Annotated in this window: 1 protein-coding gene; it reads left to right on the top strand. The window is 63.9% G+C overall.

From position 1 onward, the window contains the following. Positions 1-319, top strand: a 319-nt coding sequence (locus SB660_RS19580; protein WP_410583915.1) for a DDE-type integrase/transposase/recombinase, incomplete at both ends; no start/stop codon positions are given.

The following is a 319-nucleotide window of genomic DNA, read 5'->3' as shown; positions in this document are numbered from 1 at the left end:
ATCCCTGATGGCGGCGGTCATCGATACGTCGGCCGGCAGCAAGGGGACCGGAATCGTTCCGCGACCGTTGAACGCACCGGCGAGGCGCGTTCGAAATGGCGCGGTCCGCTCCTGGGAACCGCATTCGTTAACACTGTCGTCGATGACCACTCACGAGTCGCCTACGCCGAGATCTGCGCCGATGAGAAAGCCGCCACCGCGATCGGGGTGCTCGAACGCGCAACCGCATGGTTCGCCGAACGAGGCGTCACTGTTGAACGGGTTCTCTCCGACAACGGTTCCGCTTACACGTCTCACGCCTGGCGTGATGCCTGCGCTG

This window comes from Bacillus sp. SIMBA_005, assembly GCF_046535585.1.
GTDB lineage: Bacteria > Bacillota > Bacilli > Bacillales > Bacillaceae > Bacillus > Bacillus pumilus.
This window is presented reverse-complemented; position numbering and strand designations above follow the sequence as displayed.